Source organism: Nonomuraea sp. 10N515B (genome assembly GCF_052245915.1).
Lineage (GTDB): Bacteria > Actinomycetota > Actinomycetes > Streptosporangiales > Streptosporangiaceae > Nonomuraea.
In genome coordinates this window covers 50,061-74,312 of sequence record NZ_JBQQBQ010000044.1, presented here as the reverse complement: position 1 = coordinate 74,312, position 24,252 = coordinate 50,061, and the positions used below count along the sequence as shown (strand labels likewise).

Sequence of the window (24,252 nt, the reverse complement as noted above, 5' to 3'; positions counted from 1 at the left end):
ACCACGGTCTGTGTTCAACTTTTTGCATGGGGGGATCGCAGGTCAACCAGGCACTGGTGAGGCTCTACTTCGAGGTGAGAGATGGGCTGCGCGACCCGGTCGCGGCCTGGGCGAAACTCACAGGGAACTCACAGCAATATATCCGGGCGAGAGGCGAGCGGCGGGTGCCGCTCGACGACGGCACCGCGGCCGAGCTCGCCGCGGCGGCGATCGTGCACACCACCGCGCGGCACGGCGCGGATCGGGTGGCGGCGCTGGCCACCTCACCGCTGGCGCGGATCGTCGGCGGGCTCGGCGGCGCGGTGCTGACCGAGCATCCGTGCGCGCCCGAGCAGGTGCTGGGGCCGCGGTTCGCCGGTCCGCGGGCCGAGGACTGGGCGCGGGCGGCGTACGTGCTGCTCTGGGGCGAGAACAACCGGCTCGTCCGCACCGCCGACACGCCCTGGGTGATCGCCGGGCGGTACAAGGGGCAGAAGGTGGTCGCGATCGGCCCCCATCCGACGCGGTTGTCGGACGAGACGCTGGTCGTGCGCCCGGGCACGGACGGCGCGCTGGCCATGGCCATGGGGCACGTGCTGCTCAAGGAGTTCTTCCTGGACCGCACGCCGTTCGCCGGGCACGCCATGGAGCGCACGGATCTGCCGTTCCTGGTGCGGCTGCAGCCGAGGAACAGCGCGTACGTGCCCGGCGGGGTGCTCGGGCGGGTCTGCGATCGGCTCACCGTGTACGGCGGCGAGGCGGTCGAGGTGCTGCTGCCGCGCTTCGACGACGGTCCTGGGGTGCTGCGGCGCGGCGTGCCGGTGGTGCGGGACGGCGACGACCTGGTGACGACCGTGTTCGACCTGCTGCTGGCCGTGTACGGGGTGGCGCGTCCCGGCCTGCCCGGCGCGTGGCCGGCCGGGTACGACGATCGCGCCGAGCCGTACACGCCCGGCTGGCAGGAGGCCTGCACCGGCGTGCCCGCCTCGCGCACCCTCAAGATCGCGCGCGAGCTGGGGGTGACGGCGGAGAAGACCGGAGGGCGGTGCGTGATCGTGCCGGGCCGGCTGGAGACCCCGCACGCCGACACCGCCTACCGGGCGATGCTGGCGCTGCTGGTGCTCACCGGGTGCGGCAGCGGGTGGGCGCAGGCGAGCGGTGTGGGGATCCCGCTGGTGCCGTACCTGTGCCTGCATGCCTGCGGCGAGGACCGCTCGGACGTGGGCGCGCTCAGCTGGGCGCTGGCCGAGGGGCTGTTCGCGCACCGCACGTCGCGGTCGGTGCTGCTGGAGGCGGTGCGCGACGGCTGGCCGATGGCGCCGCCGCCGCGCGTGCTCGCCCTGCCGCGGCCGATCTACCCGCTGCCGCCGGACGTGGATCTGCTCATCGGGCCCGACGACCACTGCGACCTGTCGCCCCCGGACGCCGAGCTGGTGGCCGGCGCGGTGGCCAGGCTGACCGGCAGCCCGGCCGTGGCCGAGCCGGACGGCGACCGGGCGGCCGGGCGGATGCGGCTGCTGGTGGACCACGCCTGGATGCACGAGTACGGCGAGGCCCTGCCGACGTATCGTCCGCCGGGCCTCGGCGTCCCGCTCAAGCCCACTCAGCTCGTCATGTGAGGCCCTGCGCAGGCCGGGTCGTGGCTCAGAAGCCGGCGGTGATCCTGGTGAACTCCCAGTCGGACTGGGCGATGCCGCTGCAGTTCGACACCACGCCGCCGCCCGGGCAGGGACGGTCGCGGTTGACGGACCAGTACGCGAACCTGGTCAGGCCCCGGGCCTTGGCCCAGTCGCGGATCTGCGTCCAGGTGGCCGGGGTGGTGAGCTCCTGCTGGTCGGACAGGCCGTTCATGCCGGAGATGCCCATGCGCGCGTACGCCTGCGCGTCGCTCCAGCCGAACGCGCTCTTCAACGCGTTCTTCAGGCCCTCGGAGGCGTTGACGGTGTCCTGGTAGATATTGGAGCTGCCGAAGTCGAACGGCATGATCGTGTAGTTGTCGATCGGCACGCCCAGCGCCCTGGACTGGTTGATCAGCCGGATGCCGTGGGCGTTCGGGCCGGTCCTGGTGGTGCCGAAGGTGACGACGACCTTGACGTTCGGGTTGTTCTGCTTGACGATCTTGAGGCCGTTCAGGATGCGGTCCTGGACGGTGTAGTTCTCGAACTCGTCGGTGTTCTCGATGTCGAAGTCCACGACGGCGGGGCCGACGGCGTTGATGACCTGTTGCACCGCGTTAGCGAACGCCTGCGGCGTGGAGCAGTTGGGGCCGAGCTTGTTGCCCTGCCAGCCGCCGAAGGAGATCTGGACGCTGCCGCCCTTGGACTTGATCGTGTTGATCGCCTGCTGGTCGGCGCCGCCGGTCAGCGGCCGGTTGCCGTCCCAGGCCGGGGTGCAGCCGCCGCTGGACAGGATGAAGGCCATCGTGAACGACCTGACGCCGGTCGCGTCCATCACGGTGCCCGGGTTGGGCGGGTTGCCCCAGCCCATGTAGAGGTAGGGGGCGCCGGCCATCTTGGTGGGGTTGGTGGGCGGCGGGCCCGAGGAGGTGGTGGCGGTCACCGAGTTGCTCACGCCCGACAGGTTCCCGGCCGCGTCGCGGGCACGCACGGTGTAGGTGTAGCCGGTCGAGGGGTTCAGGCCGGAGTCGGTGTACGTGGTGCCCGTGGCGGTGCCCACGTGCGTGCCGCCGCGGTAGACGTTGTAGCCGGTCACGCCCACGTTGTCGGTGGAGGCGTTCCAGGCCAGCGAGACGCTGCCGGAGGTGACGCCGGTCGAGCGGAGGCTGCCGGGCACCGACGGCGCGGTGGTGTCGCCACCTCCCCCGGTGCCGGCCTTCCAGAGGGCGGGCACGTTCGGCGGCTCCCAGCCGGGCTGCGAGGTGTGGGCCTGGAGGCAGACGTAGTCGACGCCGTTGTGGGTGACGACCGCGCCCACGGCGTAGGAGGTCCACGGGGCCCAGGCGGCGGCCATCTGCTGCACCGCGCCGTGGGCCGCGGGCGCGGCGGTGACGAGGCCGGCGCCGGTCAGGGCAAGTGCGGTGCCGGCCAGTAACGCGGTCAGCTTGCTGCGAAATCTCATGGCATCCCCTGGAGGTGCGGCTTGACGGTCTTGGAGAAGGACCAGTTGTTGCTGGCGTCCCAGTTGATGGACCAGGTCATCGCGCCCCTGATGTCCGGGTAGGCGCGCGGTGGCACGAAGGTCCCGCAGCTGGTCCGCTTGGCCAGGCAGTCGAGTGCCTGGTTGACGAGGGAGGGCGACACGACTCCGCCGCCCGCGGCGCCCGGCCCGGCCGGCAGGCCCAGCGCCACCTGGTCGGGGCGCAGGCCGTTCTCGAGCTGGATGCAGGCCAGCGCGGTCATGAAGTTCACCGTCCCCTGCGCGTAGGCGAAGGACTGGTCGCAGCCGAGCATGGAGCCGGAGTTGTAGAACTGCGTGTGGACGACGGTGAGGATGTCCTTGATCGACAGGGCGAGCTTGAAATACTCCATCCCGGTCGACTGCATGTCGATGGTCTGCGGGGCCATCGTGATGATCAGATCGGCGCCGGCCTTCGCGCGTAGCGCCCGCAGCGCCTGGGCCATGTAGGTGGCGTTGAGACCGTTCTCCAGGTCGATGTCCACGCCGTCGAAGCCGTAGCTCTGCATGAGCGCGTACACCGAGTCGGCGAACTTCGTGGCCGCGGCGGCGCCGGCGACCTGCACCCGCCCGGCCTCGCCGCCGACCGACAGGATGACCTTCTTGCCCCGCTGGTGCAGGGCCTGCACGTCGGCCTTGAACTGGGCGTCGGTGTAGCCGCCCACCGCCGTGGCCAGGCCGGGATCGACCGCGAAGACGACCTCGCCGGGGGTGGCGGTGGCCTCGCCGAACGCGATCGCGACCAGGTCGTACTCGTTCGGCACGGCCGCGAGCTTGAGCTCGGCCGCGGCGTTGACGAAGTTGTGCCAGTAGCCGGTGAGGAAATGCTTGGGCAGCGTCCCGCCATCGCCCGTGCAACCGGTGGTGGTGGCGGTGGCGTCCCGCCCGGGCGACTCGCCCTGGGCGTTGTACGCCTTGACCGTGTAGGTGTGGGTCTCGCAGGCGCCGAGGCCGGAGATGGTGGCCGTCGTGCCGGTGACAGTGGCCTTGACAGCAGCGCCCTCGTAGACGCGATAGCCGGTCACCGTCCCCGAGGACGCGCCCCACGTCAGGGTGATGGCACCCGCGGTCGCGGTGGCGCTCGCCGCCCCCGGCGCGCCCGGGACGCCCGGTGTGGTGGTGCCGCCGCATGAGGCGCCGTTCAGTGTGCAGCCGGTGATGCCGGGGAAGTTGCCCGGGCTGCCGTTGAAGCCGAAGCTGGCGCTGGCGCCGGCGGCCAGCGTCCCCGCCCAGCTCGGGTTGGTGAAGGTGTAGTGCTGGCCGTTGCGGGTCATGACCGCGTCCCACGCGGACGGGATCGAGTAGCCGGCCGGGACGTCGAACTGCACGTTCCAGCCGTTCATCGCGGTAGTGGTGCCGTTGGTGACGGTGACGTTGCCCTCGAAGCCCGAGCCCCAGTCGGAGACCTTGACGAAGGTCGCGGTGGCGGTGGCCGCCTGGGCGGGCGGCGCGGCGAGCAGGCTCAGGGCGAAGGTCGCGAACGCCACGAGGATCGCGCGGTGTTTCACGGGTTTCTTCCTTTGGGGAGTGACGTGCCGCACGGCTCGTGCCGGGGGGTGAGAGCGCGAGCCGTACGGCACGGGCAGAGGCCCAGGGTCAGGGCTTTGCGGGGGTTGTAAGAGTTTGTCCAGGTGAAGATTACTTTTAGGAAAGTTTCCTAAGAGTTATCGCGATCGTAGCTTTGACACCCCGCCCTTACAAGACCCAAAAACACGGCTCCGCCGTACGGGACGGCGATCCCGTACGGCGGAGCGGTGTGTTCTATGGCTGCTGGGTGATCCTGACGTCGTCGACGCCGGCCTCGACCAGGGAGGCGCCCGAGGCGTCGGCGGCGTCGATGAGGATGCGGACCGTCTGGCCCGCGAAGGCGTTCAGGCTCGCGGTGGCCGTGGCCCAGGAGCCGTTGCGGTTGGAAGCCGCACCGGCCTGCTGGAACACCGTGGCCGTGGTGTTGCCCACGACGCGGACCCTGAGATAGTCGGCGCTGGAGGAGTTCGAGCCGTGCGCCAGATACCACGACAAGGACAGGTTGAGCGCGCCCGCCGACGGCAGCGTGATCGGCGGTGACTGGATCGAGGTGACGCCGCCGTCGATGTCGTAGGCGCCTGCCGAAGAGCCGGCCGGCCGGCCGGTCACCAGATCGTTCGTGCCGCTGACCGTCGTGCCCAGCTGCTTGGCCCCCGAGGACGTGGTGGCCTCGGGGTCACCGCGCTCCCACTGGCCGAGGGTCGCGGTGTCGGCGCCGCCCGGGTTGGCGGTCCAGCCCGTGGCCGTCTCGAACGTGTCGGAGTAGACGGTCACCGGCGGGTTGCCGGTGCCGCAGTACTGGGCCTCCTTGCCGATGATCCGGTAGACGCAGTCGGAGTATTCGAGGAAGCGCAGCACGGCCTCCCTGTTGCGGGTGGTCTGGGGGACGATCGCCTCGTCAGGCGGGTAGAAGCCGGGGCTGGAGCCGGTCGGGTACATCTCGAACGTGAAGCTGAAGATCTTGTAGACGCCCCACATCCAGTCGTCGATGGTGCCGTCGGTGATGTAGAGGTCGCTGGCCTGCTCGGGCGTGTAGTTGTTGGTGGCGGCCATGTTCTGGCCGAGCGTGGCGTGCGCGTCCCGGTCGTCCTGGGTCAGGCCGGGCGCGGTGTCGTTGAAGGTGTAGCCGTAGGGCCACAGGATGAGCTCGCTGTAGGTGTGCCAGTCGATGTGCGCCTTGATCTGCTGGGTGCCGCCGACGACACGGCTGCGCACCCAGTTGGCCGCCGCCCTGACCTCGGGCGCCGACTCCGCGCTGGCGCCGCGGTAGGTGTCGCTCGACGTCGAACCGGAGGAGCCGCCGCAGCAGCCCCAGTTGTAGGCCCAGTTGCGGTTCATGTCGGTGCCGACGGCCGACGAGCCGGAATTGGGCTGGCGGTTCTTGCGCCAGGAGCGGTAGGAGCCGGTGGCGATGTCGTACTCGCCGCCGTCCGGGTTCATGTCGGGCATGATCCAGATTTCCCTGGAGTTGACCAGGTTCGTGATCCTGGAGTCGCTGCCGTAGTTGTCGGCGAGCAGGTGCATGATGTACAGCGCCATCTCGACCGTCAGGTGCTCGCGCGCGTGCTGGTGGGCGGTGAAGAGCACCTCGGGCTCGGCCTCGTCGGCGCCCACGTTGTCGCTGATCTTGATGAGCCGCAGCGCCCTACCCTCGTAGGAGGTGCCGTACGTCGTCTGGCTGACGATGTTCGGGTGGGCCGCGACCAGGGCGTTGATGTTCGCGGTCATTTCCGCGTAGTTGTGGTAGGCGGAGTCCGCCGGCGGGAAGTCAAACGCGTCGACGGACGGGGGTGTCGGGCGCGGGACCTCCGCAACCCGGTAGCCGAGGCGCTTGATCGCGGCGACCTCGGCTTCCGTGGCCGTGACCAGGACCGAGTCCGCGGTCACCTCCTCGATGGCGGCGCCGGTGGCGGCGACGGAGCTGCGCTGCTGGGCCGTGGCCGGGCCCTGCACGCGGTACTGCTTGTTGGGCGGTGGCTCGGCGGAGGCGCCCGCTCCTGTCATGCCGGTAAGGCAGATCAGGCCTAGGGTCGCCAGCAGGATGACTAATCGGCGTTTCACCACGTCCTCCTCAGACGCTCGGGACTCGGATGTTGACCGGCGTCTGAACTGAGAGTGAAGACGCCAAGACTCCGGCGAAAGGCCCAATTTTCCGGCCATGCCAGGGCGCCTTTCCGGGCATGCCAGGGCGCTGCCAGGTGCGTGCCAGCGCGGCCCGACACCGTGAACGGCATGACCTACGCGATCGAAGCCGAGGGGCTCGTCAAGAGATACGGCGCCAAGACCGCACTCGACGACGTGGACCTGAGCGCCAGGACCGGCGCCGTGCTCGGCGTGCTCGGCCCCAACGGCGCGGGCAAGACCACCGCGGTCAGGATCCTGGCCACGCTCGCCGCCCCAGACGCCGGCCGGGCCCTGGTCGGCGGGTACGACGTGACCCGCCAGGCCGCCCGCGTCCGCGAGCTGATCGGCCTGACCGGCCAGTACGCCTCCGTGGACGAGAAACTGACCGGCACCCAGAACCTGGTGCTGATAGGCCGGCTGCTCGGCCTGTCCAGGCTGGCGGCCCGGGCCAGGGCCGCCGAGTTACTGGCCAGGTTCGGCCTGGAAGAGGCCGCGGGCCGGCCGGCGAGCGGCTACTCGGGCGGCATGCGGCGCCGCCTCGACCTGGCGGTCAGCCTGGTGAGCAGCCCGCGCATCCTGTTCCTCGACGAGCCGACGACGGGACTCGACCCGCGAGCCCGCGGTGAGTTGTGGGCCGTCGTCAGGGAGCTGACCGCCGACGGCGTGACCGTGCTGCTGACCACCCAATACCTGGAGGAGGCCGACCAGCTCGCCGACGATCTGCTCGTCATCGACCGGGGCCGGGTCGCCGCCGCCGGCACCCCCGCCGAGCTCAAAACCCTGGCGGGCGGGCATCGGCTCGACGTCAAGCCGCTGCGCGCGGCCGACGTGGAGAAGGCCGAGGCGATCCTCGGCGCGAAGGCCGTCGACGGGGTGCTGACCGTCCCGGTACACGACCTCGCCGCGCCTCCGGCCGTGCTGAGGGAGCTCGACGACGCGGGGATCGTGCTGGCCGAGCACGCCCTGCGGCTGCCCTCGCTCGACGACGTCTTCCACACCCTGACCGGAGGTCCCCGATGACCACCGCACTGTCCCAAGGGCTCACGCTGGCCTGGCGCAGCCTGATCCCGCTGAAGAACAATCCGGGCCAGCTCGCCGGGCTGCTGTTCCAGCCGGTCTTCATGATCGTCATCTTCGTTTATCTGTTCGGCGGGGCGGCCGGGGGTGATCGGGCGAGCGCGGTGGCGTACATGTTGCCCGGCGTGCTCGTCCAGGTGGCGCTCATGTCCACGATCGCCACCGGCATGAACCTGGCCGGCGACATCGGCAACGGCGTCTTCGACAGGTTCAGGACCATGCCGATCGCCAGGCCGGCTCCGCTGGCCGGGCGCATCCTGGCGGACCTGTGCACGCTGGTGATCACGATCGCGATGTCCCTCGCGGTCGGGTACGCCGTCGGCTTCCGCGTCACCACCGACCCCCTGAGCGCGCTGGCCGGGATCGGCCTCGTGCTGCTGCTGGCCATGGCGTTGAGCTGGGGGTCGGCGTGGATCGGGCTGGTGGCCAAGTCCGTCACGTCCATGCAACAGATGGCCACGGCCGTGTTGTTGCCGCTCACGTTCGGCAGCAGCGCGTTCATCCCGGCCACGGACCTGCCCGGCTGGCTGACCTGGTGGATGGGTGTCAACCCGGTCTCCCACCTGGCCGGCGCCCTGCGCGGCCTCATGGTCGGCGGGCTCCACGCGTCCGACGTGTGGCTCACCTTCGGCTGGACCGCCGCACTGTTCGTCGTTTTCGCCCCGCTTGCCCTGCGTGCCTACAACAGGAGAGTTCGATGATCGAGACCACCGAGACCATGACCACCCGTGACGGCGTCGAGCTGGTGGCGACGGTTTGGCGCCCGGCCGAGGAGCATCCCGTCCCCGTGCTGCTCTCGCGCACCCCGTACGGGCGGGGGCCGCTCGGCCCCGGCTATCACCTCGACGTGCCGCGCCTGGTGGCGGCCGGGTACGCGGTCGTCTGCCAGGACGTACGCGGCACCGGCGGCTCCGGGGGCGACTTCCGCTTCATCAGCGGGGAGGCGGCCGACGGCTACGACGCGGTGCGGTGGGCGGCGACCGCACCGTGGTCCGACGGAAATGTCGGCATGTACGGCGACTCCTACCTCGCGATCACCCAGCTCCTCGCCGCCCAGGAAAGGCCCGGGGGCCTGCGGGCCATCGCACCCCACGTCGCCCCTGCCGGCCTGTACGAGTGCGTGTACCAGCCGGGCGGCGTGCCGAACCTGAACATCATCCTCACCATCAGCCTGATGGTGCTGGCCCTGGACGAGCTGGACCGCCGCATCGCGCACGGCACGGCCACGCAGTCGGACAAGGACGCCTACCTGGCCGCCATCGGCCTGCCCGGCCGGATCGACGAGGTCGTGCGCGAGCTGGCGGAACGCCTGCCGCTCAGCGACCAGCCGCTGCTGGCCGACCTCGTGCCCTTCTACGCGCCGTGGATGGACACCCCGGACCCGGCGGACCCGCTGTGGCGGGACGGGGTGGTCGACCACACCCGGGTCGAGGTTCCCGCGTTGGTCAGCACCGGCTGGTACGACTACTTCAGCGCGGGCTCCATCGACCACTACGAGCGGCTGCGCGGCGAGTCCCGGCTGATCGTGGGCCCGTGGACGCACTTCACTCACGAACGCGACATTTGCGGACGCGATTACGGCGACCAGGCGAGCCAGGACGCCATCGACTGGACCGGCGTGCACCTGGACTGGTTCGACCATTGGCTGCGTGGGAGCTCCGACGAGCCGGAGCGCGAGCGGGCCAGGGTGAAAATCTTCGTGATGGGCGACGACGTCTGGCGGGACGAGGAGGACTGGCCTCTCGCGCGGGCCCAGCGGGTGCCGTACCACCTGGGCGGGGACGGCACGCTCAGCACCATGCCGGGCGTCGGCGGCGGCGGTGAGTTCGTCGGCGATCCCGGCGACCCGGTGCCAACGGTGGGCGGCGCGGTCATGACGTTCGACGCGTTCGGGCCGCTCGACCAGCGCCCGCTCGACGACCGCACCGACGTGCTGCGCCACCAGACGGCGCCGCTCGCGGCGCGAGTGGAGGTGACCGGGCAGGTCGAGCTGGTCGCCCTGGTCTCCTCGACGGCCACGAGCGCGGACGTGACCGCCAAGCTGATCGACGTCCACCCCTCGGGGCGGGCCGAGCTGCTGACCGACGGCATCGCCAGGGTGAGCGGTCTCGCCCCCGGTGAGGTGCGGGAGGTCACGGTACGGCTCGGCGCGATCTCGAACGCGTTCCTGCCGGGGCACCGGATCAGGGTGGACGTCGCCGGCTCGAACTTCCCCCGGTTCGGCAGAAACCCGGAAAAGGGCACCACCACGCTGCACGCCCCCTCCTACGTCGTGCTGCCGACCATCCCGTAGACCTCCTCCAGTGGCATGGCCGCGCCCTTGGCGAAGCACTCCTCGAACCGCCCCTCGCCGAGCGCGGCCCTGGCCGCCGCCGCACCCTCCGCGGTGTCGGGCTCGGTGTCGTGCGGCTCGACGGCCGACGACGCGCCGAACAGCACGGCCGCCCGCTCCTGATCCCCCTCTGCTTGGGCGGCCAGCGCGAACCCGGCCACCACGGCGGACAGCACCGGCCGGTCCGGGCTGGTGTCGCCGAGCGTACGGAGGGCCTGGCGGTGCTGGTCGAGTGCCGCTGCCACCTCCCCGGCCCGCGCCAGCGCCCGGCCGTAGGCGGTCCTGAGCGAGGCGATGAGCTGCGGGAGCGGCGGCACCTGCGCGAGCAGCTCGAACAGGCCTCGGTAGATCTCCAGGCCGCGCTCCAGGTCGCCACGATGGCAGGCGTATCCGGCCTCGGCCATCCCCAGCCACAGCAGCGTGACCGGGCTCGTCTCCTCCTCCGCGTGGGTCCTGGCCTTGGCCAGGTCTTCGGCCGCGGCGTCCAGGTCGCCGACCCGGATCCGCAGGTCGGCCAGCCTGATGAGAGTGGAGACGGCCTCGTCGGAGGTGACCCACTGCTCGGTGAGGCCCCAGGTCTCGGCGATCAGGTCGTGGGTCTGGGCGCCGCGGGCGGCCCGCAGCGAGGCCAGCCCCAGCAGCGACTCGGTCAGTCCCCAGCGGTCGCCGAGCTGCCTGAACCCGGCCACCGACCGTTCGAGCCGCTCCTCCGTACGCACCGGGCCGCCCATCATGAGAGCGGCGCTGGACAACCAGAGGTCGTCGCTGGCGGCATAGCGTTCGATCAGATCGGCGGCCCACTCGTCGCGCCCGGCCGCGGCGGCCATGACCGCCCGGCCGATGCGCAGCAGCGGATGTAGCGGGCCCTCCCGCTCGGCCGTTTCGACCAGCTGGTCCATCCTCTCGGACAGCGCCAGCATGGCGGGACGGTCGGCGATGATCGTGGCGAACTTGTCCACCCCGTACGCGAACATGCAGGCCGTGTACGCGCCCGCGAGTCCTGGGGGCGGATCGTCACCCGCCTGCGCGAGCACCTGGGTGGCCCACGCCGCGCTCTCTTGGCGATAGCCGCACATCCACCAGTACCGGTTCAGCGCCCCGCACAACCGCAGGGCCAGCGGCACGTCCCGCTCGTCCAGCGCCCAGCGCAGCGCGGCGGCGCAGTCGTCCCGCTCGGCGGAAAGCCGCTCGATCCACTCGATCTGCGCGCCCGTCCGCAACGCCGGGACCGCCTCCTCGGCCAGGCCCAGCAGGTACCCGGCGTGCCGCCGGCGGTATTCGCCCATCTCCCCGGCTTCCTCCAGCCGCTCCATGGCGTAGGCGCGGATCGTCTCCAGCATCGTGTAGCGGCCATCGGGTGAGACATCGACCAGCGACTTGTCGGCCAGCATGCCCAGCACGCCGGGTGTGCCCCCGCACACCGCCTCGACGGCCTCCAGCGTGGCGCCGCCGGCGAACACCGCCAGCCGCCGGGCCAGCACCCGTTCCTCCGCGCCGAGCAGGTCCCAGCTCCACTCCACCACCGCCCGCAGCGTCTGCTGGCGCGGCAGCGCAGTCCTGCTGCCGCCGGTGAGCAGCTTGAACCGGTCATCGATGCGGTCGGCGAGCTGGCGGGGCGTCATGGTGCGCAGACGGGCCGCGGCCAGCTCGATGGCCAGCGGCATGCCGTCCAGCCGGCGGCAGAGCTCGACGACGGCGGCCACGTTCTCGTCCTCGAGGGTGAATGCGGGGCGGGCGGCGGTGGCGCGGTCGACGAGCAGCCTGACCGACGGATAGCGACCCGCCTGCTCGGGGTCGGCGCCGATGGGCGGTGGCTCCAGCGGCGGGATGGGGGCGAGGTGCTCGCCGGACAGATTCAACGGCTCCCTGCTGGTGGCCAGCACCCGCACGGCAGGGCACTCGCCGAGCAACCGCTCGGCCAGCACGGCCGCCGCGTCGATCAGATGCTCGCAGTTGTCCAGCACCAGCAGCACGGCCCGGTCCGCGAGCGCCTCGACGATCTGCTCGATTGTGTCCGCCACGCTGTAAGCCGAGCGGTCGTCACGTACCCCCAGCGCGTCCAGCACGGCGCCGGGCACGTCGGCGGGCTCGCGGACGGGGGCCAGCTCGACCATCCAGACGCCCTCGCCCTCGAACCTGAGCGCCACCTCGGTGACCAGCCTCGTCTTGCCCGCACCACCCGCGCCGACCACGGTCACGATCCTGGCTCGGTCGAGCAGGGTGGCGAGCTGGTCCAGCTCGGCCTCCCGGCCGATGAAGCTGGTACGCGGAACCCGGACGTTGCCCTTCTGCCTGACCGGGCGAATGGGCCGCCGTACCGGGACCTCCCCGGACAGGACGGCCACGTGGGCGGCGCGCAGCTCCGGCCCCGGGTCCACACCGAGCTCGTCGGCCAGCATGCGGCGGGTACGCTCGAACAGCTCCAAGGCCTCTGCCTGTCGGCCCGACGCGGCGAGTGCGCGCATGGCCAGGGCGCCCAGGCGTTCGCGCAACGGATGCGCGGTCACCTCGGAAGAGAGATCCACGGGCGAGCCCGCCGCCAGCCGGGACTCCGCCAGGGCCTCCACGGCCGCCAGCCGCTCTTCCTCCAAGGAGGCGGCTACGTTCGCCAGGTGCGGCACGGAGGTCAGGTCCGCCAGCGCCGCACCCCGCCAGAGCGCCACCGCCGGCTCCGCCGTCTCCTTGGCTCGCGCCAGCCGCCGGAACAGCAACGCGTCCACGTCATCGGTCGCCACGCCGAGCGCGTAGCCACCGGGCCGACTCTCCACGACCTCGTGCGGCCGTAAGGCCACCCGAAGCCGCTTGACCAGCGTCTGGAGCGCGTTGGCGGTGTTGGCTGGAGGGTCGTCCGGCCACAGGGCGTCGATCAGCCGCTCGGCGGTGACGGTATGCCCGGCTTCGAGCGCCAGTATGGCCAGCAACGCCCGCAACCGGACCCCGCCGACCGCGATCGGCTCCCCGTCGCTCTCGACCTCCATCGGCCCCAAGATGGATATCCGCACATGTCACATCCTGCCGCCCCGACCGACCCGCGCCCACCAGGCGCCGCCATCCGCGCCGACCCCCGGCTGCGCGGCGCCGGAGCGGTGCGAGTTTACGAGAGGGGTGCCGGCCAGGGGCGGGAGGGCCTGGCCGGCACGTTGGGTGTCAGAAGTCGTCTGGGGTGCGGATGCGGTCGCGGACCCAAACGCCGGCCGGCTTCAGTCGCGAGGTGCCGGCGAAGGGGCCGTTCGGACAGGTGCCCTCGGTGAAAACGGCGCCCGAGCGGAAGTCGTCCGAGAAGTTCCAGTTCACCCAGCTGATCTTCTTCTGCGCCAGCAGATCCAGGTACTGCTGCGCCCGGGTGAAGTTGTTCGACCCGTCGCCGGAGGCGGTCTGGGTGCCGAACTCCGTGACGAACATCGGGATCCGGTCGGCCGCCCTGGACAGCGCGTTGAGGTATTCGGTGCCGTGGGAGGCGGCGTAGAAGTGGAAGGTGTACATGATGTTGGTCGCGTTGACCGGGTTATTGATCACATCGGCCTCGGTGGCGCCGTCGGAGACGCCCAGGGACGACCAGGCGCGGGTGCCGATCAGGATGGGGTCTCCGGGTCGTACTGCCTGATCATGGGGATGAGCTGGTGCGCGTAGTTCCTGATCGTGGACCAGGAGACGCCGTTCGGCTCGTTGGCGATCTCGTAGAGGAGGTTGTTCTTGCCGTTGTGCCGCTGGGCGATCTCGGTGAAGAACGTCTTGGCCCGCGACAGGTTGTAGTTGGGGTCACCAGGATCGAGCATGTGCCAGTCGACGATGGCGTACATGCCGCGCGCGGTCGCCTGCTCGATCAGGTTGTGCACCCGGTCGGTGAAGAGCCGCGGGTTGGTCTCGTAGCCGTCCTCCTGGATGTACATGGAGATGCGCAGCACGTCGGCCTTCCAGTCGCCGGCCAGGGCGTTCAGTGAGGCGGTGTTGAGGCACTGGTAGTACCACTGCAGGCCGTGCGAGCTCATGCCGCGGAGCTGGATCTGCTTGCCGTTCTGGTTGCAGAGCTTGACGCCGCACACCCGCAGCTGCCCGTTGGCCTGCACCGGCGTCCCGCCGGTCGACGGCGTGCCGAGCACCAGGCGGTCGAGGTTCGGGCCGCCGTTCGCGGTGGTGGCCGTGGCGCGGACGGTGTTGGCGCCGGCGTTCAGCGTCGTGGTGAGCGACGCTTCCTGCCAGGTGGCCCAGGCGCCGGTGCCCGGGAAGTCCCGGTTGGTCGTGGCGCCGTTCACGGCGATGGCCATCGGGCGGTTCGTCGTGGTGCCGTTGGCGTATCTGAAGGTGAGGGTGGCGGTGCCGGCGGTGGCGGCGTCGACGGTGAACTCGACGTACGAGCCGGTGGCGTTGGCGTAGTTGACGAAGCCGGTGCCGCTGTATCCGGCGTGGTTGGACTCGACCGCGCCCTGGGAGATCGTGGCGTTCTCCGCTTGATCTCGCCGGTGCCCCAGCACGAGACGTAGAGCCGCTGGTCGTCCACCGAGAGCGCGATGTCGGTCACGAGCGGAGGCACCGCGCCGAACGGCTGCAGCAGCGGCGGCAGGCTGCCGGCGTCAGCCGGTTCCGCGGGGATGGAGATGACCTTGCGGACCTGCCATCGGCCGTCCTCGTGGAACCAGAGCCACACGGAGGCCGACAGGTCCTCGACACTGACGGCCACGCCGACGAAGCCGTACAGGCGGGTCGGGTCGTGGGCGGGGCGCAGCTCCAGCGGCATCTGGTGCTGGTCGCCGAGGTCGACCTCCTGGACGTGGGCCCGCTTGCGGAGGTCCCAGAAGTGCAGCTTATGGCCGTATTTCCGGCCGAGCAGCAGCTCCCCGACCAGCCCGTCCTCGATCATGGACGGTGTCCCCCACTCCGAGGACACCAGCACGTCGTGGTTGATGTGCCACCAGAAGTCGTAGGCCAGGTACTGCGGCCCCCGCTCCAGCTCCCACTGCCCGATCACTTCGAAGGTGGTGTGGTCGCGCACCGCGATGCCGCCCGGCCCGTCCTGGCCGTTCGCGCCACCGAGCGCCGACACGTACAGGCCCTGGGGGCCGCAGTGCACGGTGTGCGGACGCGAGTAGCCCGCGCGGTGGGCGAGGGCCTCCGGTTCGACGACCTTGACGAGCTCCGGGCTGACCCGGTCCTTGGTGTCGTAGATGTGGATGCGCGAGGAGCGGAGCCCGGGCACGACCAGGTAACGCCGCTCGACGTGCGGATGCGGCGCGTTGGGGCACAGGGCGCTGCTGCACGCGTTCCAGCCGAAGTGGTGCAGCTCGTCACCGGTGTTCGGCAGGTCCGTCCAGCCCGCGACCGTGCCGTAGCCGGGCGAGGAGGGATCGGTGTCGATGACGGCCAGCGCGTCCGGCCGCTGGGCGGTGCGGTCGATTCCCGACCCGGTCAATAGGTATTGAGCTGCTGGATGCGGCCGACCATCTCGTCCGGGTCCCCGTCGAAGGGATGCCAGAACACATGGTCCACACCCAGCGCCCGGGCCTCGGCCAGGTCCTCGGCCACCTGCTCTGGCGAGCCGGTCAGCGGCATCCGCTCGTCCAGCGGCCGATCCGTGATCAGCCCGTTGACCTGGGCGACCAGCGGCCCCTGGCCGCCCTTGCGGTACGTCTCGGCGGACTGCCTGAGCTGGTCCCAGGCGAACACCACCACGGTCAGCCCCAGCCCGAGCCTGGCCGCCCGCTCGATGGCGGCCGGTGCCGCCGCCCCCGCCAGCAGCGTCAGCCCGGTGGGCTTGGGGGCGATCTCCGACTCAGGGATGGTGTAGAAACGGCCGTCGAAACGTACCGGGTCAGGGCCCCAGCAGACGCGCATGGCGGCGAGGTGTTCCTCGAATCCGGCGCCGCGCCGTCTGGCGGGGATCCCCGTCGCGTCGAACTCCTGCTGCATCCACCCCTGCCCCAGGCCGATCACGGCGCGCCCGCCGCTGAGCCTGTCGAGCGTCGCCAGGCGCTTGGCCAGCACGACCGGGCTGTGGAACAGCGCGTCCACGACGCTCGTGCCGAGCCTGATCGTGCTGGTCTTGGCCGCGACGTACGCCAGCGTCTCCAGCGGGTCGTACACCAGCGCATTGTTGTCGGGCAGCGGCATGGACTGGTCGGTGCCGGCGAACACCGCCTCGGCCGGCCGCAGGAGCCGCTCGAACGCCCACACCGCGCCCAGTCCCGCCCGCTCCGCCGCCAGCGCCACCCTGACGATCGCCTCCGGGTCCGCCTGCCGCCCCGACGTGGGAAGGCCGATTCCGAGATCCATCTGTAGCTCCTCTCTGCTCGCTGGATTGACCGTGATGACAACGAGAAGTCATCGGTTTACAGGGGCTCCCTTTCGTGATGCATTCGGGCAATGAGCGTGCAAGGCACTTGTGATCCAGGGTTCTCCCAGGTCGCGGAGGAGTTCGAGGCCAACCTCGCCACCCGCGGCGAAGTGGGCGCGTCGGTGTGCGTGATCGTGGACGGCGAGGTCGTCGTCGACCTGTGGGGCGGGCAGGCGGCGCCCGGCCGCCCCTGGGAGCGCGACACCATCGGGCACGTCTGGTCGTGCACCAAGGGCGCGACCGCCGTGTGCGCCCACATCCTGGCCGGGCGCGGCGAGCTCGACCTGAACGCGCCGGTCGTGCGCTACTGGCCCGAGTACGGCGCCAAGGGCAAGGAAGCGACGCTCGTCCGTCACCTGCTCGCCCACCGGGCGGGACTGCCCGCGTTCCGGGAGCCGCTGCCTCCGGGCGCCTTCTACGACTGGAAGCTGATGGCCGACCGGCTCGCGGAGGAGGAGCCGTTCTGGGTGCCGGGCACCGCACACGGGTATCACGCGCTGACGTTCGGCTATCTCGTCGGCGAGGTCGTCCGGCGGGTGAGCGGGCGCTCGCTCGGCACGTTCTTCCGCGAGGAGGTGGCCGAGCCGCTCGGGCTGGAGTTCTGGCTCGGGCTGCCTGAAGAGCAGGAAGGCAGGGTCGCACCGACGATCCCCGCCGACCCTCCGGAGGTGCCGCCCACGTTCTATGTCAGGGCCTTCACCGATCCCACCTCGGTCCCGGCGCTGCTGCTGGCCCACGAGGGCGGCTTCATGGCGCCCGGGGAGTCGGACAGCCGGGCGGCGCACGCGGCCGAGCTCGGGGCCGTCGGCGGGATCACGAACGCGCGGAACCTGGCGGGCCTGTACCGGCCGCTTTCGCTCGGCGGGGGCGAGCTCGTCAGCCGCGAGCAGCTCCAGATCATGGCGCTGACCGAGTCGGCGGGCACAGACGCGGTGCTGGCCGTGCCGACCCGCTTCTCCCTGGGATTCATGAAGGCCGCGGACAACCGATACCTGCCAGGGTCCGACAGCGAGGGCGCGCTGTTGTCGGCGACCGCGTTCGGGCACGCGGGGATGGGGGGATCCGTCGGGTTCTGCGATCCACCGGCCCGGCTGGCCTTCGGCTACACGATGAACAAGCAGGGCGCGGGGCTCGGGATCAATCCGCGGGGGCAGGCCATGGTGGACGCGACCTATCGGGCGCTGGGCTATCGCCAGCTCCAAGGAGGCGTTTGGTACATATAGTCCCATGTTCTTCGGCATCACGGACTTCTGGGCCTATGTGATCGGCGCCTTTCTGATCATCCTCCTGCCCGGCCCGAACTCCCTCTACGTCCTCAGCTTCGCCGCCCAGCACGGCGTGCGGCAGGGCTACCGTGCCGCGGCAGGCGTCTTCGTCGGCGACGCGGTGCTGATGGTCCTGTCCGCCGCCGGCGCCGCGTCCCTCCTGCGCTCGAACCCGGTGCTGTTCACGATCGTCAAGTACGCGGGCGCCGGCTACCTGGCCTGGATCGGCTTCCAGATGATCAGGGGCGCCTGGCGGTCGCGACGAGCCCTCGCGGCCGAGGAGGCGCCCGCGCCGGTGGAGCATCAGCCGCGCCCGTTCCGCAAGGCCCTCATGATCAGCCTGCTGAACCCGAAGGCGATTCTGTTCTTCATCTCCTTCTTCGTCCAGTTCGTGGACCCGGCGTACGCGACGCCGGCGCTGTCGTTCCTGATCCTCGGCGCGGTGATCCAGGTCTTCAGCTTTCTCTACCTGACGTCGCTGATCTTCGGCGGAACGTTCCTGGCCGCTCAGTTCCGCCGGCGCCGACGGCTCAGCGCCGGTCTGACCTCGTGCGTCGGCGCCGTCTTCGTGGGATTCGGTGCGAAGTTGGCCACCGCTTCACTCGGCTGAAAGCGTGGTTCAAGGCTCTGCTGATTTCGTAGGAAACAGATGGAACGTGCACAAAGAGGCGGTCGCACTCCTGCGGCTCGGGTACGGTAGGCCACCGGCGTGCTTCCCGGGGACGCAGGGGTCGCCGCATCGGTTAGCGCGTGCGGTCCATCTGGATAGCCTGGTCCCTCGAAGCCCGGGTAGTCGCTGATCGTCGGCCTATCTGCGGAGCAGCCTTGAATCATCCCCCTGTCGCCCTCCCCCGCCTCACCGCTCTCGCCCGGCAGGCGGCCCCCCGGCTGCTCGAAGGCGTCGTGGCCCCGCTGGCGGTCTTCTACTTGGCCATGGTCGTTCTCGGATTCAAGTGGGCGCTCGTCGCAACGGTCGCCTGGGTCTACCTGGGCGTGGCGTGGCGGCTGGTCAGGCGGGTCAAGGTGCCCGCGACGATGTGGCTGGCCTCGTTCGCGATCACGATCCGGGCGCTGGTGTCGTTCTGGACGGGCACCTGGATGTGGTTCTTCATCCAGCCGGAGATGGGCACGATCTGCATCAGCATGGCCTTCCTTGCCTCCGTGCGGCTGAACAAGCCGCTCGTGCAGAAGCTCACGCTCGACTACATCCATCTGCCGTCGGCGGTGCTCAAGCACGAGCGGATCCGCAGGTTTTTCGCCAGGATCACGTTGTTGTGGGCGTTCGTGCTGCTGATGAACTCGACGTTGAGCATCGCCCTGGCCGTCTATGAGTCGCTGGCCGGGTCGCTGGGCGCGTTCATGATCCTGCGGACCTCAGCGGTGGCCGTGATCAGCGGTCTGGCGATCGCCTTCTCGATCTTCGCCTTCAAGCGGGTCCTGCACCGGCTGCACGTGGCCCACGCCTGACCGCTCCCTCCTCCCCCGTACGGGGAAGCTCGACGGCCAGCTCGAAGCCGCCCGCGGCGGGCCCGGCCGTCAGCGTGCCGCCCATCAGCCGTACGCGTTCCCGCAGCCCCGCCAGCCCCAGACCGCCGGGCCGCGCGCTGGGCCGGGAGCGGGGCGGCCCGTTACGCACGCTCACGCGGTGAGGTGCGACCGTGACCCGCACGGCGGCCCCGGGGGCGTGCTTGGCGGCGTTGGTGAGCCCTTCCTGCACCACGGCGCGCGCCAGGCCGGGCACTGGCCCGCCGTCCAGGTCGAGGGTGATCGCCATGCCCGAGTCCCTGGCCCGCCGCACCAGCTCGGCCACGTCCTCGTCCACGGGCGACAGCGGCGAGGCGTCGGCGTCCTCGCGCAGCAGCCCGATGATCTGCCGAAGTCGCTCGGTGGCGTCCGCCGCCGCCACCCGCAGCTCCCCGGCCGCCTTGACCTGCCGGGGATCGAGCCCGGGAGCCAGCTCCAGCCCGGCGGCCCGGACCGCGATGAGGGCCAGATCGTGGCCGAGCGAGTCGTGCATGTCTCTGGCGATCCTGGCCCGCTCCCGCAGCCGGGCCTGCGCCTCGGCGGACAGCCTGGCCTGCCGCCGCTGCTGCAGCAACCGCCGCCGCAGCAGTCCCATGAGATAGGGCACGAGGTAAGTGCCGAGCAAGCCGGTGACCATGGACACCCACAGGGCCAGATCGCCGCCCATGGCCAGCACCACGCCCATGCCGACGGCCGTGATCAGGCCGAACGCCGCGAGCGCCGGCCACGTCCTGATCAGCCGCCGGCCCGTGAGGTAGGCGTACCACATGATGAACGGCGAAGTGGGCAGCAACGGGAGGATCTTCACATTGCGTCTGGGGATCAACCAGCTCAGATCCACGGTGGCGAACCCGTCGCTGAACCGCCACGGCCCAAGTGGCAGCAGCAACACCAGCGCGGCCAGCGGCCAGCGCCGCCCGACCAGCACCGCCACGGCGGCGAGCGCGAGCCGGGGCGCGGTCACCATGCCGAAGGCGGCCGGATCCTTGAGCGGATCGGGCCCCATGGCGGCGATGAAGATGCCGAGGACGACCCAGAGCAGCAGGTCGTAGACCACCTGGCGGCGGGTCTCCCGGCGCAGCGAGCGCAGACGGTTCACGGCTCCGACGTTATCCCCGCGTGGTGGATGCCGGACCTCCTCCAAAGGCAGGAGGCGGCCCTGACGAAAGTCAGGGTAGAGCGGAGCGCACCGTCGAGGTATGGCTAGCCCCACCCCGAAAGCGCCTACCTCCACTCCTGCGTTCAGCTGCCCGAACGGGTTGGATCGATGGTGTCACCCGGAGGTCGCGTCACCGACCCCGACCAAAGTCGGGGGTGGTGCCTGCCGATCGTCCGATGTGCCATGACCTGCGGAGTTTCTACCTTCAAGGGGTACCGGCCCTGACCCGCATAGGGGACGGGTCCGCGTTCGACCCGGGGCATCCCCGATGTCCCGGACCGTCGCACACAGAGACGCTGTGTGAGTGCCCTAAGGATCGGAGTACACGCTCATGTCGCACGCCATTCTCGACCTGGTCCATCAGGCGATGTCGTCACCGTGGTTATACGCGGCGCTGTTCGGCCTGGCCCTGCTCGACGGGTTCTTCCCGATCGTGCCGGCCGAGACGTCGGTGATCACGGCGGGGGTCTTCGCCGCGTCCGGGGAGACGAACCTGGCCCTGGTGATGGTGGTCGCGGCACTCGGCGCGTTCGCGGGTGATCACATCTCTTATCTGATCGGCAACAAGTCCGGTGGCAGGCTCAGGAACAAGAAGGCGTTCATCTGGGCCCGCGACGCCCTGGCGGAGCGGGGCGGGCTCGTCCTGGTCGTGGCCAGGTACATCCCCGGAGGGCGCACCGCGACCACGCTGACCATGGGCGCGGTCCGCCATCCGCTGCGCTCGTTCACGTTCTTCGACGCGATCGCGGCGAGCTCGTGGGCGGTGTACTCCGGCCTGATCGGGTTCTTCGGCGGGATGGCGTTCGAGAACGACCCGATCAAGGGTCTGCTGCTCGGCCTGGGCATCGCGGTGTCCATCACCGGGGTCGTGGAGCTCGTGAGATGGCTCAGGAAGCGACGCGCCATCCAAGCTTCTCCAGAACGACTTCCAGCAGACACGTCCGTTTGACACAACCTGGCAACCATCCGTCTGAAAGGAGTGCTGATGACTGTGCTGGCCGCGGCGATCGCCCTGGTCGGTTCGCTGTTCTTCGCGCTCGGAGCCGCCCTGCAGCAGTTCGAGGCCGCCGGCTCGGCCAAGCCGGGGCTGCTCGCCCTGCTGCGGAAGCCGCGCTGGCTGTTCGGCGGCGCCTCCATCGTGGTGGGTGGCGGCCTGCACATCGTCGCGCTCGGACTCGGCCCGCTGACCATCGTCCAGCCGATGGGCGTGGCCAGCCTGCTGTTCGCCCTTCCCATCGCCGCCACCCTGCACGGGCGCAAGCCCTCCCGCCAGGAGCTGGGCGCGGCGGCGGTGGTGGCGGGCGGGCTGATCCTCCTGGTCCTGATGGTCCCCGAGTCGGAGGGGCCCACCCACCTCGACCCCAACGGCGTGCTCACCCTGCTCGGGGTGGCCGGCGTCGCGGCGGTGCTGCTGTGGGCCGGCTCCCAGGTGGTCTCGCCCGCGGCCCGGGCGGCACTGCTGGCGACCAGCTCAGGCGTGTTGTACGGCGCCACGGCCACGCTCATGCGGGTGCTCGTGGACGGCACGTGGAACTGGTGGTACCTGCTGGCGTTGCCCGTGCCGCTGCTGCTGGCACTGGTGATGTTGCAGCGGGCCTACGCCGTCGGCCACTTCGGCGTCTCCTTCGCCTCGCTGCAGATCGCCGACCCGCTGACCGCGGTGGCGTTCGGCGCGCTGCTGCTCGGCGAGCCGCTGCCGACCGGGATCGCGCCGATCGCAGCTGCCGCGCTCACCGCCGCGGGCACCGTCGCCCTGGCCCGGACCAGCCCCTTGGAGGCCCGCAACGAGCTCGCCTGATCCCATGCTCGCCTGCTTCGTTTCTTTCGGCCCCGTTCGTCTTCCGGCCCTCCCCCAGCCGGGTTCTCGTGTGAATTTGGAGTCACCGTCATGGCCATGCCCCTACACAGCGTTACCGCCCGTGCCGATCTTGCCCCCGCGCCCGAACGCCCCCGCCGCGTGCTGATCTCGACCGACACCTACCCGCCCGACGTGAACGGCGCGGCGTACTTCACCCACCGCCTGGCCACGGGCCTGGCCGCGCGCGGCAACGACGTGCACGTGGTCTGCCAGTCCGACGTCGGCCCGGCCAGCGCCGAGGTGGTGGACGGTGTGATCGTGCACCGGCTGCGCTCGGCCCCGATCCTGCTCCACCCCACCATGCGGTTCACCGTGCCGACCCGGCTCGACCGGCTGGTCGCCGAGATCAAGCCCGACGTGCTGCACACCCAGGGTCACTTCGTGGTCGGCCGGGCCGCCATCGCCGCCGCCCGCCGCGTAGGCGTGCCCGTCGTGGCCACCAACCACTTCATGCCCGACAACCTCTTCCAGTTCGTGCACCTCCCGGACCGGCTGCGGGTGAAGGCGGGGCAGCTCGCCTGGCGCGACTTCAACCGGATCTTCAACCGGGCCGATCACATCACCACGCCCACCCCGCTGGCCGCCAAGCTCCTGGCCGACCAGGGGTTCGCGCGTACCGTCGAGCCGGTGTCCTGCGGGATCGACCTGGGCAGGTTCCACCCGCACACCGAGCCCAAGGCGTGGGCGCGCAAGCTGTTCGACCTGCCCGACCGGCACACGATCCTGTTCGTCGGCCGGCTGGACGAGGAGAAGCGCCTCGACGAGCTGGTGCGCGCGCTGCCCCTGGTGCTCAACGAGACCGACGCCCAGGTGGCGCTCGTCGGCAAGGGCAACCAGCGCGGCGAGCTGGAGAAGCTGGCCAGGCGCATCGGCGTGGCCGACCGGGTGTTCTTCCTCGGCTTCGTGCCCGACGAGAGCATGCCGCAGGCGTACGCGGCGGCCGACGTGTTCGCCATGCCGGGCATCGCCGAGCTGCAGAGCATCGCCACGCTGGAGGCCATGGCCACGGGCCTGCCCGTGGTGGCCGCGGACGCGATGGCGCTGCCGCACCTGGTGGACGACAACGGGTTCCTGTTCCAGCCGGGCGACGTGGTGGGGCTGGCCAGGCACCTGACCGGTATCCTGGCCGACGACGATCTGCGGGCCAGGCTCGGCAAGGCCAGCAGGGAGCTGGCGCTCACCCACGACGACCAGTCGTCGCTGGCCCGGTTCGAGACGATCTACGACGAGGTGGCGCGATGACCCCACGGCAGAGCGTCTGGGGCACCTTACTCGGCACGGTGGTGTCGGCGTGCGCGCTCGCGTACGCACAGGTCGCCCTGCCCGCTCAGCCGCTGCTCAGCGACTACGCGCTCGTTAACGGCGGGCTCGTGCCGGTGCTGATCGGGATGCTGGCGCTGGCGGGGGCGTGCCTGTGTCTCGCGTACGGGCTGGCGGCGGCCGACCCGGCGCGTACGGCGGCCACCCGGGTCCTGCTGCTGGCCGGGGCCGCAGGCCTGATGATGAGCGCGATCTTCCCGACGGATCCCGGCAGCTCGCAGGTCGGCTCGCTCTCCGGCGAGATCCACCGCTGGTCGGCGGCGGTGGTGTTCACCTCGCTGCCGGTCGCCGGCTGGACCCTGGTGAGGGGCCGGGCGGCGATGCCCCTCTGGAACGCGGTCCGGGCCATGAGCGTGGCCTCCGCGCTGACGCTGGCGGCGTACCTGGCGGCACACCCCGCCACCATCACCTCGCCGCTGATCAACGGTGTGGCCTATTACGGGCCGCTCGAACGCGCCGTGGTGCTGGCCGAGATGGTGCTCATCATGGTGATGGCGCTGGCGTCCGCCGCCGAACGGCCGGCGATGGCCAACCGGACCGCGCCGGCGAAGCCCACCTCCGCGACGGCCGGGCCCGAGGAGGAGCGGATCGCCGCCTGACCGCGGGCGAGCATGCTTCGACCCC

The 24,252-nt window shown here is 70.8% G+C and carries 17 protein-coding genes and 2 pseudogenes; 11 read left to right on the top strand and 8 right to left on the bottom strand.

Annotated elements, in window-relative coordinates:
• Window positions 1-26: 26 nt before the first annotated feature.
• Window positions 27-1,598: a molybdopterin-dependent oxidoreductase gene (locus ACTWQA_RS42270; RefSeq protein WP_443164507.1), complete on the top strand. Its 1,572-nt coding sequence runs from the start codon at window positions 27-29 to the stop codon at window positions 1,596-1,598.
• Between the two features lie 25 nt (window positions 1,599-1,623).
• On the opposite strand, the gene ACTWQA_RS42265 is transcribed toward ACTWQA_RS42270, so the two are convergent.
• The 3 genes from ACTWQA_RS42265 to ACTWQA_RS42255 form a co-directional block, all read right to left on the bottom strand.
• Window positions 1,624-3,057 carry a carbohydrate-binding protein gene (locus ACTWQA_RS42265; protein ID WP_443164506.1) on the bottom strand — a complete coding sequence of 478 codons (1,434 nt, stop codon included), beginning with the start codon at window positions 3,055-3,057 and terminating at the stop codon, window positions 1,624-1,626.
• The gene (locus tag ACTWQA_RS42260) at window positions 3,054-4,622 is read right to left on the bottom strand and encodes a chitinase (protein WP_443164505.1); all 1,569 of its coding nucleotides are present in this window, start codon (window positions 4,620-4,622) and stop codon (window positions 3,054-3,056) included. The genes ACTWQA_RS42265 and ACTWQA_RS42260 overlap by 4 nt, the downstream gene beginning before the upstream one ends.
• A 253-nt stretch (window positions 4,623-4,875) precedes the next feature.
• Entirely contained in the window at window positions 4,876-6,702 is a 1,827-nt protein-coding gene (locus tag ACTWQA_RS42255; RefSeq protein ID WP_443164504.1) for a M14 family zinc carboxypeptidase, read from the bottom strand.
• Between the two features lie 171 nt (window positions 6,703-6,873).
• Here ACTWQA_RS42255 and ACTWQA_RS42250 point away from each other — a divergent pair, with 171 nt between their 5' ends.
• From ACTWQA_RS42250 to ACTWQA_RS42240, 3 genes are read left to right on the top strand one after another with little or no spacing between them, the layout of a single operon-like run.
• The gene (locus tag ACTWQA_RS42250; RefSeq protein WP_443164503.1) at window positions 6,874-7,785 is read left to right on the top strand and encodes an ATP-binding cassette domain-containing protein; all 912 of its coding nucleotides are present in this window, start codon (window positions 6,874-6,876) and stop codon (window positions 7,783-7,785) included.
• Window positions 7,782-8,543: an ABC transporter permease gene (locus ACTWQA_RS42245; protein WP_443164502.1), complete on the top strand. Its 762-nt coding sequence runs from the start codon at window positions 7,782-7,784 to the stop codon at window positions 8,541-8,543. Before ACTWQA_RS42250 ends, ACTWQA_RS42245 begins: the two co-directional genes overlap by 4 nt.
• Window positions 8,540-10,135, top strand: coding sequence for a CocE/NonD family hydrolase (locus ACTWQA_RS42240; protein WP_443164501.1), 1,596 nt, complete (start codon window positions 8,540-8,542; stop codon window positions 10,133-10,135). The genes ACTWQA_RS42245 and ACTWQA_RS42240 overlap by 4 nt, the downstream gene beginning before the upstream one ends.
• Here the strand turns inward: ACTWQA_RS42240 and ACTWQA_RS42235 are convergent.
• The 4 genes and pseudogenes from ACTWQA_RS42235 to ACTWQA_RS42220 form a co-directional block, all read right to left on the bottom strand.
• On the bottom strand, window positions 10,108-13,152 hold the full coding sequence (locus tag ACTWQA_RS42235; protein ID WP_443164500.1) for a BTAD domain-containing putative transcriptional regulator: 3,045 nt from the start codon (window positions 13,150-13,152) through the stop codon (window positions 10,108-10,110). The genes ACTWQA_RS42240 and ACTWQA_RS42235 overlap by 28 nt on opposite strands.
• A 169-nt stretch (window positions 13,153-13,321) precedes the next feature.
• A pseudogene (locus tag ACTWQA_RS42230) lies at window positions 13,322-14,646 on the bottom strand (cellulase family glycosylhydrolase).
• Window positions 14,631-15,581 (bottom strand): annotated as a pseudogene (locus ACTWQA_RS42225) (selenium-binding protein SBP56-related protein); the annotation flags it as partial. The pseudogenes ACTWQA_RS42225 and ACTWQA_RS42230, both read right to left, overlap by 16 nt.
• The gene (locus ACTWQA_RS42220) at window positions 15,578-16,441 is read right to left on the bottom strand and encodes a TIGR03619 family F420-dependent LLM class oxidoreductase (RefSeq protein WP_443164499.1); all 864 of its coding nucleotides are present in this window, start codon (window positions 16,439-16,441) and stop codon (window positions 15,578-15,580) included. The pseudogene ACTWQA_RS42225 and the gene ACTWQA_RS42220, both read right to left, overlap by 4 nt.
• A gap of 90 nt (window positions 16,442-16,531) precedes the next feature.
• Here ACTWQA_RS42220 and ACTWQA_RS42215 point away from each other — a divergent pair, with 90 nt between their 5' ends.
• From ACTWQA_RS42215 to ACTWQA_RS42205, 3 genes are all read left to right on the top strand, one after another.
• Window positions 16,532-17,725: a serine hydrolase domain-containing protein gene (locus ACTWQA_RS42215; protein WP_443164498.1), complete on the top strand. Its 1,194-nt coding sequence runs from the start codon at window positions 16,532-16,534 to the stop codon at window positions 17,723-17,725.
• A 4-nt stretch (window positions 17,726-17,729) separates the two neighbouring features.
• Window positions 17,730-18,377, top strand: coding sequence for a leucine efflux protein LeuE (gene leuE / locus ACTWQA_RS42210; RefSeq protein ID WP_327584742.1), 648 nt, complete (start codon window positions 17,730-17,732; stop codon window positions 18,375-18,377).
• A gap of 215 nt (window positions 18,378-18,592) precedes the next feature.
• Window positions 18,593-19,234: a VC0807 family protein gene (locus tag ACTWQA_RS42205; RefSeq protein WP_327584743.1), complete on the top strand. Its 642-nt coding sequence runs from the start codon at window positions 18,593-18,595 to the stop codon at window positions 19,232-19,234.
• Here the strand turns inward: ACTWQA_RS42205 and ACTWQA_RS42200 are convergent.
• Window positions 19,194-20,390 carry a sensor histidine kinase gene (locus tag ACTWQA_RS42200; RefSeq protein WP_443164497.1) on the bottom strand — a complete coding sequence of 399 codons (1,197 nt, stop codon included), beginning with the start codon at window positions 20,388-20,390 and terminating at the stop codon, window positions 19,194-19,196. The two genes, ACTWQA_RS42205 and ACTWQA_RS42200, sit on opposite strands and share 41 nt — an antisense overlap.
• 391 nt (window positions 20,391-20,781) lie before the next feature.
• Here ACTWQA_RS42200 and ACTWQA_RS42195 point away from each other — a divergent pair, with 391 nt between their 5' ends.
• From ACTWQA_RS42195 to ACTWQA_RS42180, 4 genes are all read left to right on the top strand, one after another.
• Window positions 20,782-21,399, top strand: coding sequence for a DedA family protein (locus tag ACTWQA_RS42195; RefSeq protein ID WP_305918172.1), 618 nt, complete (start codon window positions 20,782-20,784; stop codon window positions 21,397-21,399).
• Between the two features lie 36 nt (window positions 21,400-21,435).
• A complete protein-coding gene (locus ACTWQA_RS42190) occupies window positions 21,436-22,248 on the top strand; it encodes a DMT family transporter (RefSeq protein ID WP_443164496.1) in 813 nt (270 codons plus the stop codon).
• Window positions 22,249-22,344: 96 nt separating this feature from the next.
• The gene (locus ACTWQA_RS42185) at window positions 22,345-23,550 is read left to right on the top strand and encodes a glycosyltransferase (protein WP_443164495.1); all 1,206 of its coding nucleotides are present in this window, start codon (window positions 22,345-22,347) and stop codon (window positions 23,548-23,550) included.
• Complete coding sequence (locus ACTWQA_RS42180; RefSeq protein ID WP_443164494.1) at window positions 23,547-24,227, top strand: DUF998 domain-containing protein; 681 nt, start codon at window positions 23,547-23,549, stop codon at window positions 24,225-24,227. Before ACTWQA_RS42185 ends, ACTWQA_RS42180 begins: the two co-directional genes overlap by 4 nt.
• Window positions 24,228-24,252: the final 25 nt, after the last annotated feature.

What these genes read in the sequence shown, in the direction of transcription:
- ACTWQA_RS42195 (WP_305918172.1), top strand. Translation starts at nt 20,782, where the DNA reads ATGTCGCACGCCATTCTCGACCTGGTCCATCAGGCGATGTCGTCACCG.
- ACTWQA_RS42270 (WP_443164507.1), top strand. Translation starts at nt 27, where the DNA reads ATGGGGGGATCGCAGGTCAACCAGGCACTGGTGAGGCTCTACTTCGAG.
- leuE (WP_327584742.1), top strand. Translation starts at nt 17,730, where the DNA reads ATGTTCTTCGGCATCACGGACTTCTGGGCCTATGTGATCGGCGCCTTT.
- ACTWQA_RS42250 (WP_443164503.1), top strand. Translation starts at nt 6,874, where the DNA reads ATGACCTACGCGATCGAAGCCGAGGGGCTCGTCAAGAGATACGGCGCC.
- ACTWQA_RS42240 (WP_443164501.1), top strand. Translation starts at nt 8,540, where the DNA reads ATGATCGAGACCACCGAGACCATGACCACCCGTGACGGCGTCGAGCTG.
- ACTWQA_RS42180 (WP_443164494.1), top strand. Translation starts at nt 23,547, where the DNA reads ATGACCCCACGGCAGAGCGTCTGGGGCACCTTACTCGGCACGGTGGTG.
- ACTWQA_RS42190 (WP_443164496.1), top strand. Translation starts at nt 21,436, where the DNA reads ATGACTGTGCTGGCCGCGGCGATCGCCCTGGTCGGTTCGCTGTTCTTC.
- ACTWQA_RS42220 (WP_443164499.1), bottom strand. Translation starts at nt 16,441, where the DNA reads ATGGATCTCGGAATCGGCCTTCCCACGTCGGGGCGGCAGGCGGACCCG.
- ACTWQA_RS42215 (WP_443164498.1), top strand. Translation starts at nt 16,532, where the DNA reads ATGAGCGTGCAAGGCACTTGTGATCCAGGGTTCTCCCAGGTCGCGGAG.
- ACTWQA_RS42185 (WP_443164495.1), top strand. Translation starts at nt 22,345, where the DNA reads ATGCCCCTACACAGCGTTACCGCCCGTGCCGATCTTGCCCCCGCGCCC.
- ACTWQA_RS42265 (WP_443164506.1), bottom strand. Translation starts at nt 3,057, where the DNA reads ATGAGATTTCGCAGCAAGCTGACCGCGTTACTGGCCGGCACCGCACTT.
- ACTWQA_RS42235 (WP_443164500.1), bottom strand. Translation starts at nt 13,152, where the DNA reads ATGGAGGTCGAGAGCGACGGGGAGCCGATCGCGGTCGGCGGGGTCCGG.
- ACTWQA_RS42245 (WP_443164502.1), top strand. Translation starts at nt 7,782, where the DNA reads ATGACCACCGCACTGTCCCAAGGGCTCACGCTGGCCTGGCGCAGCCTG.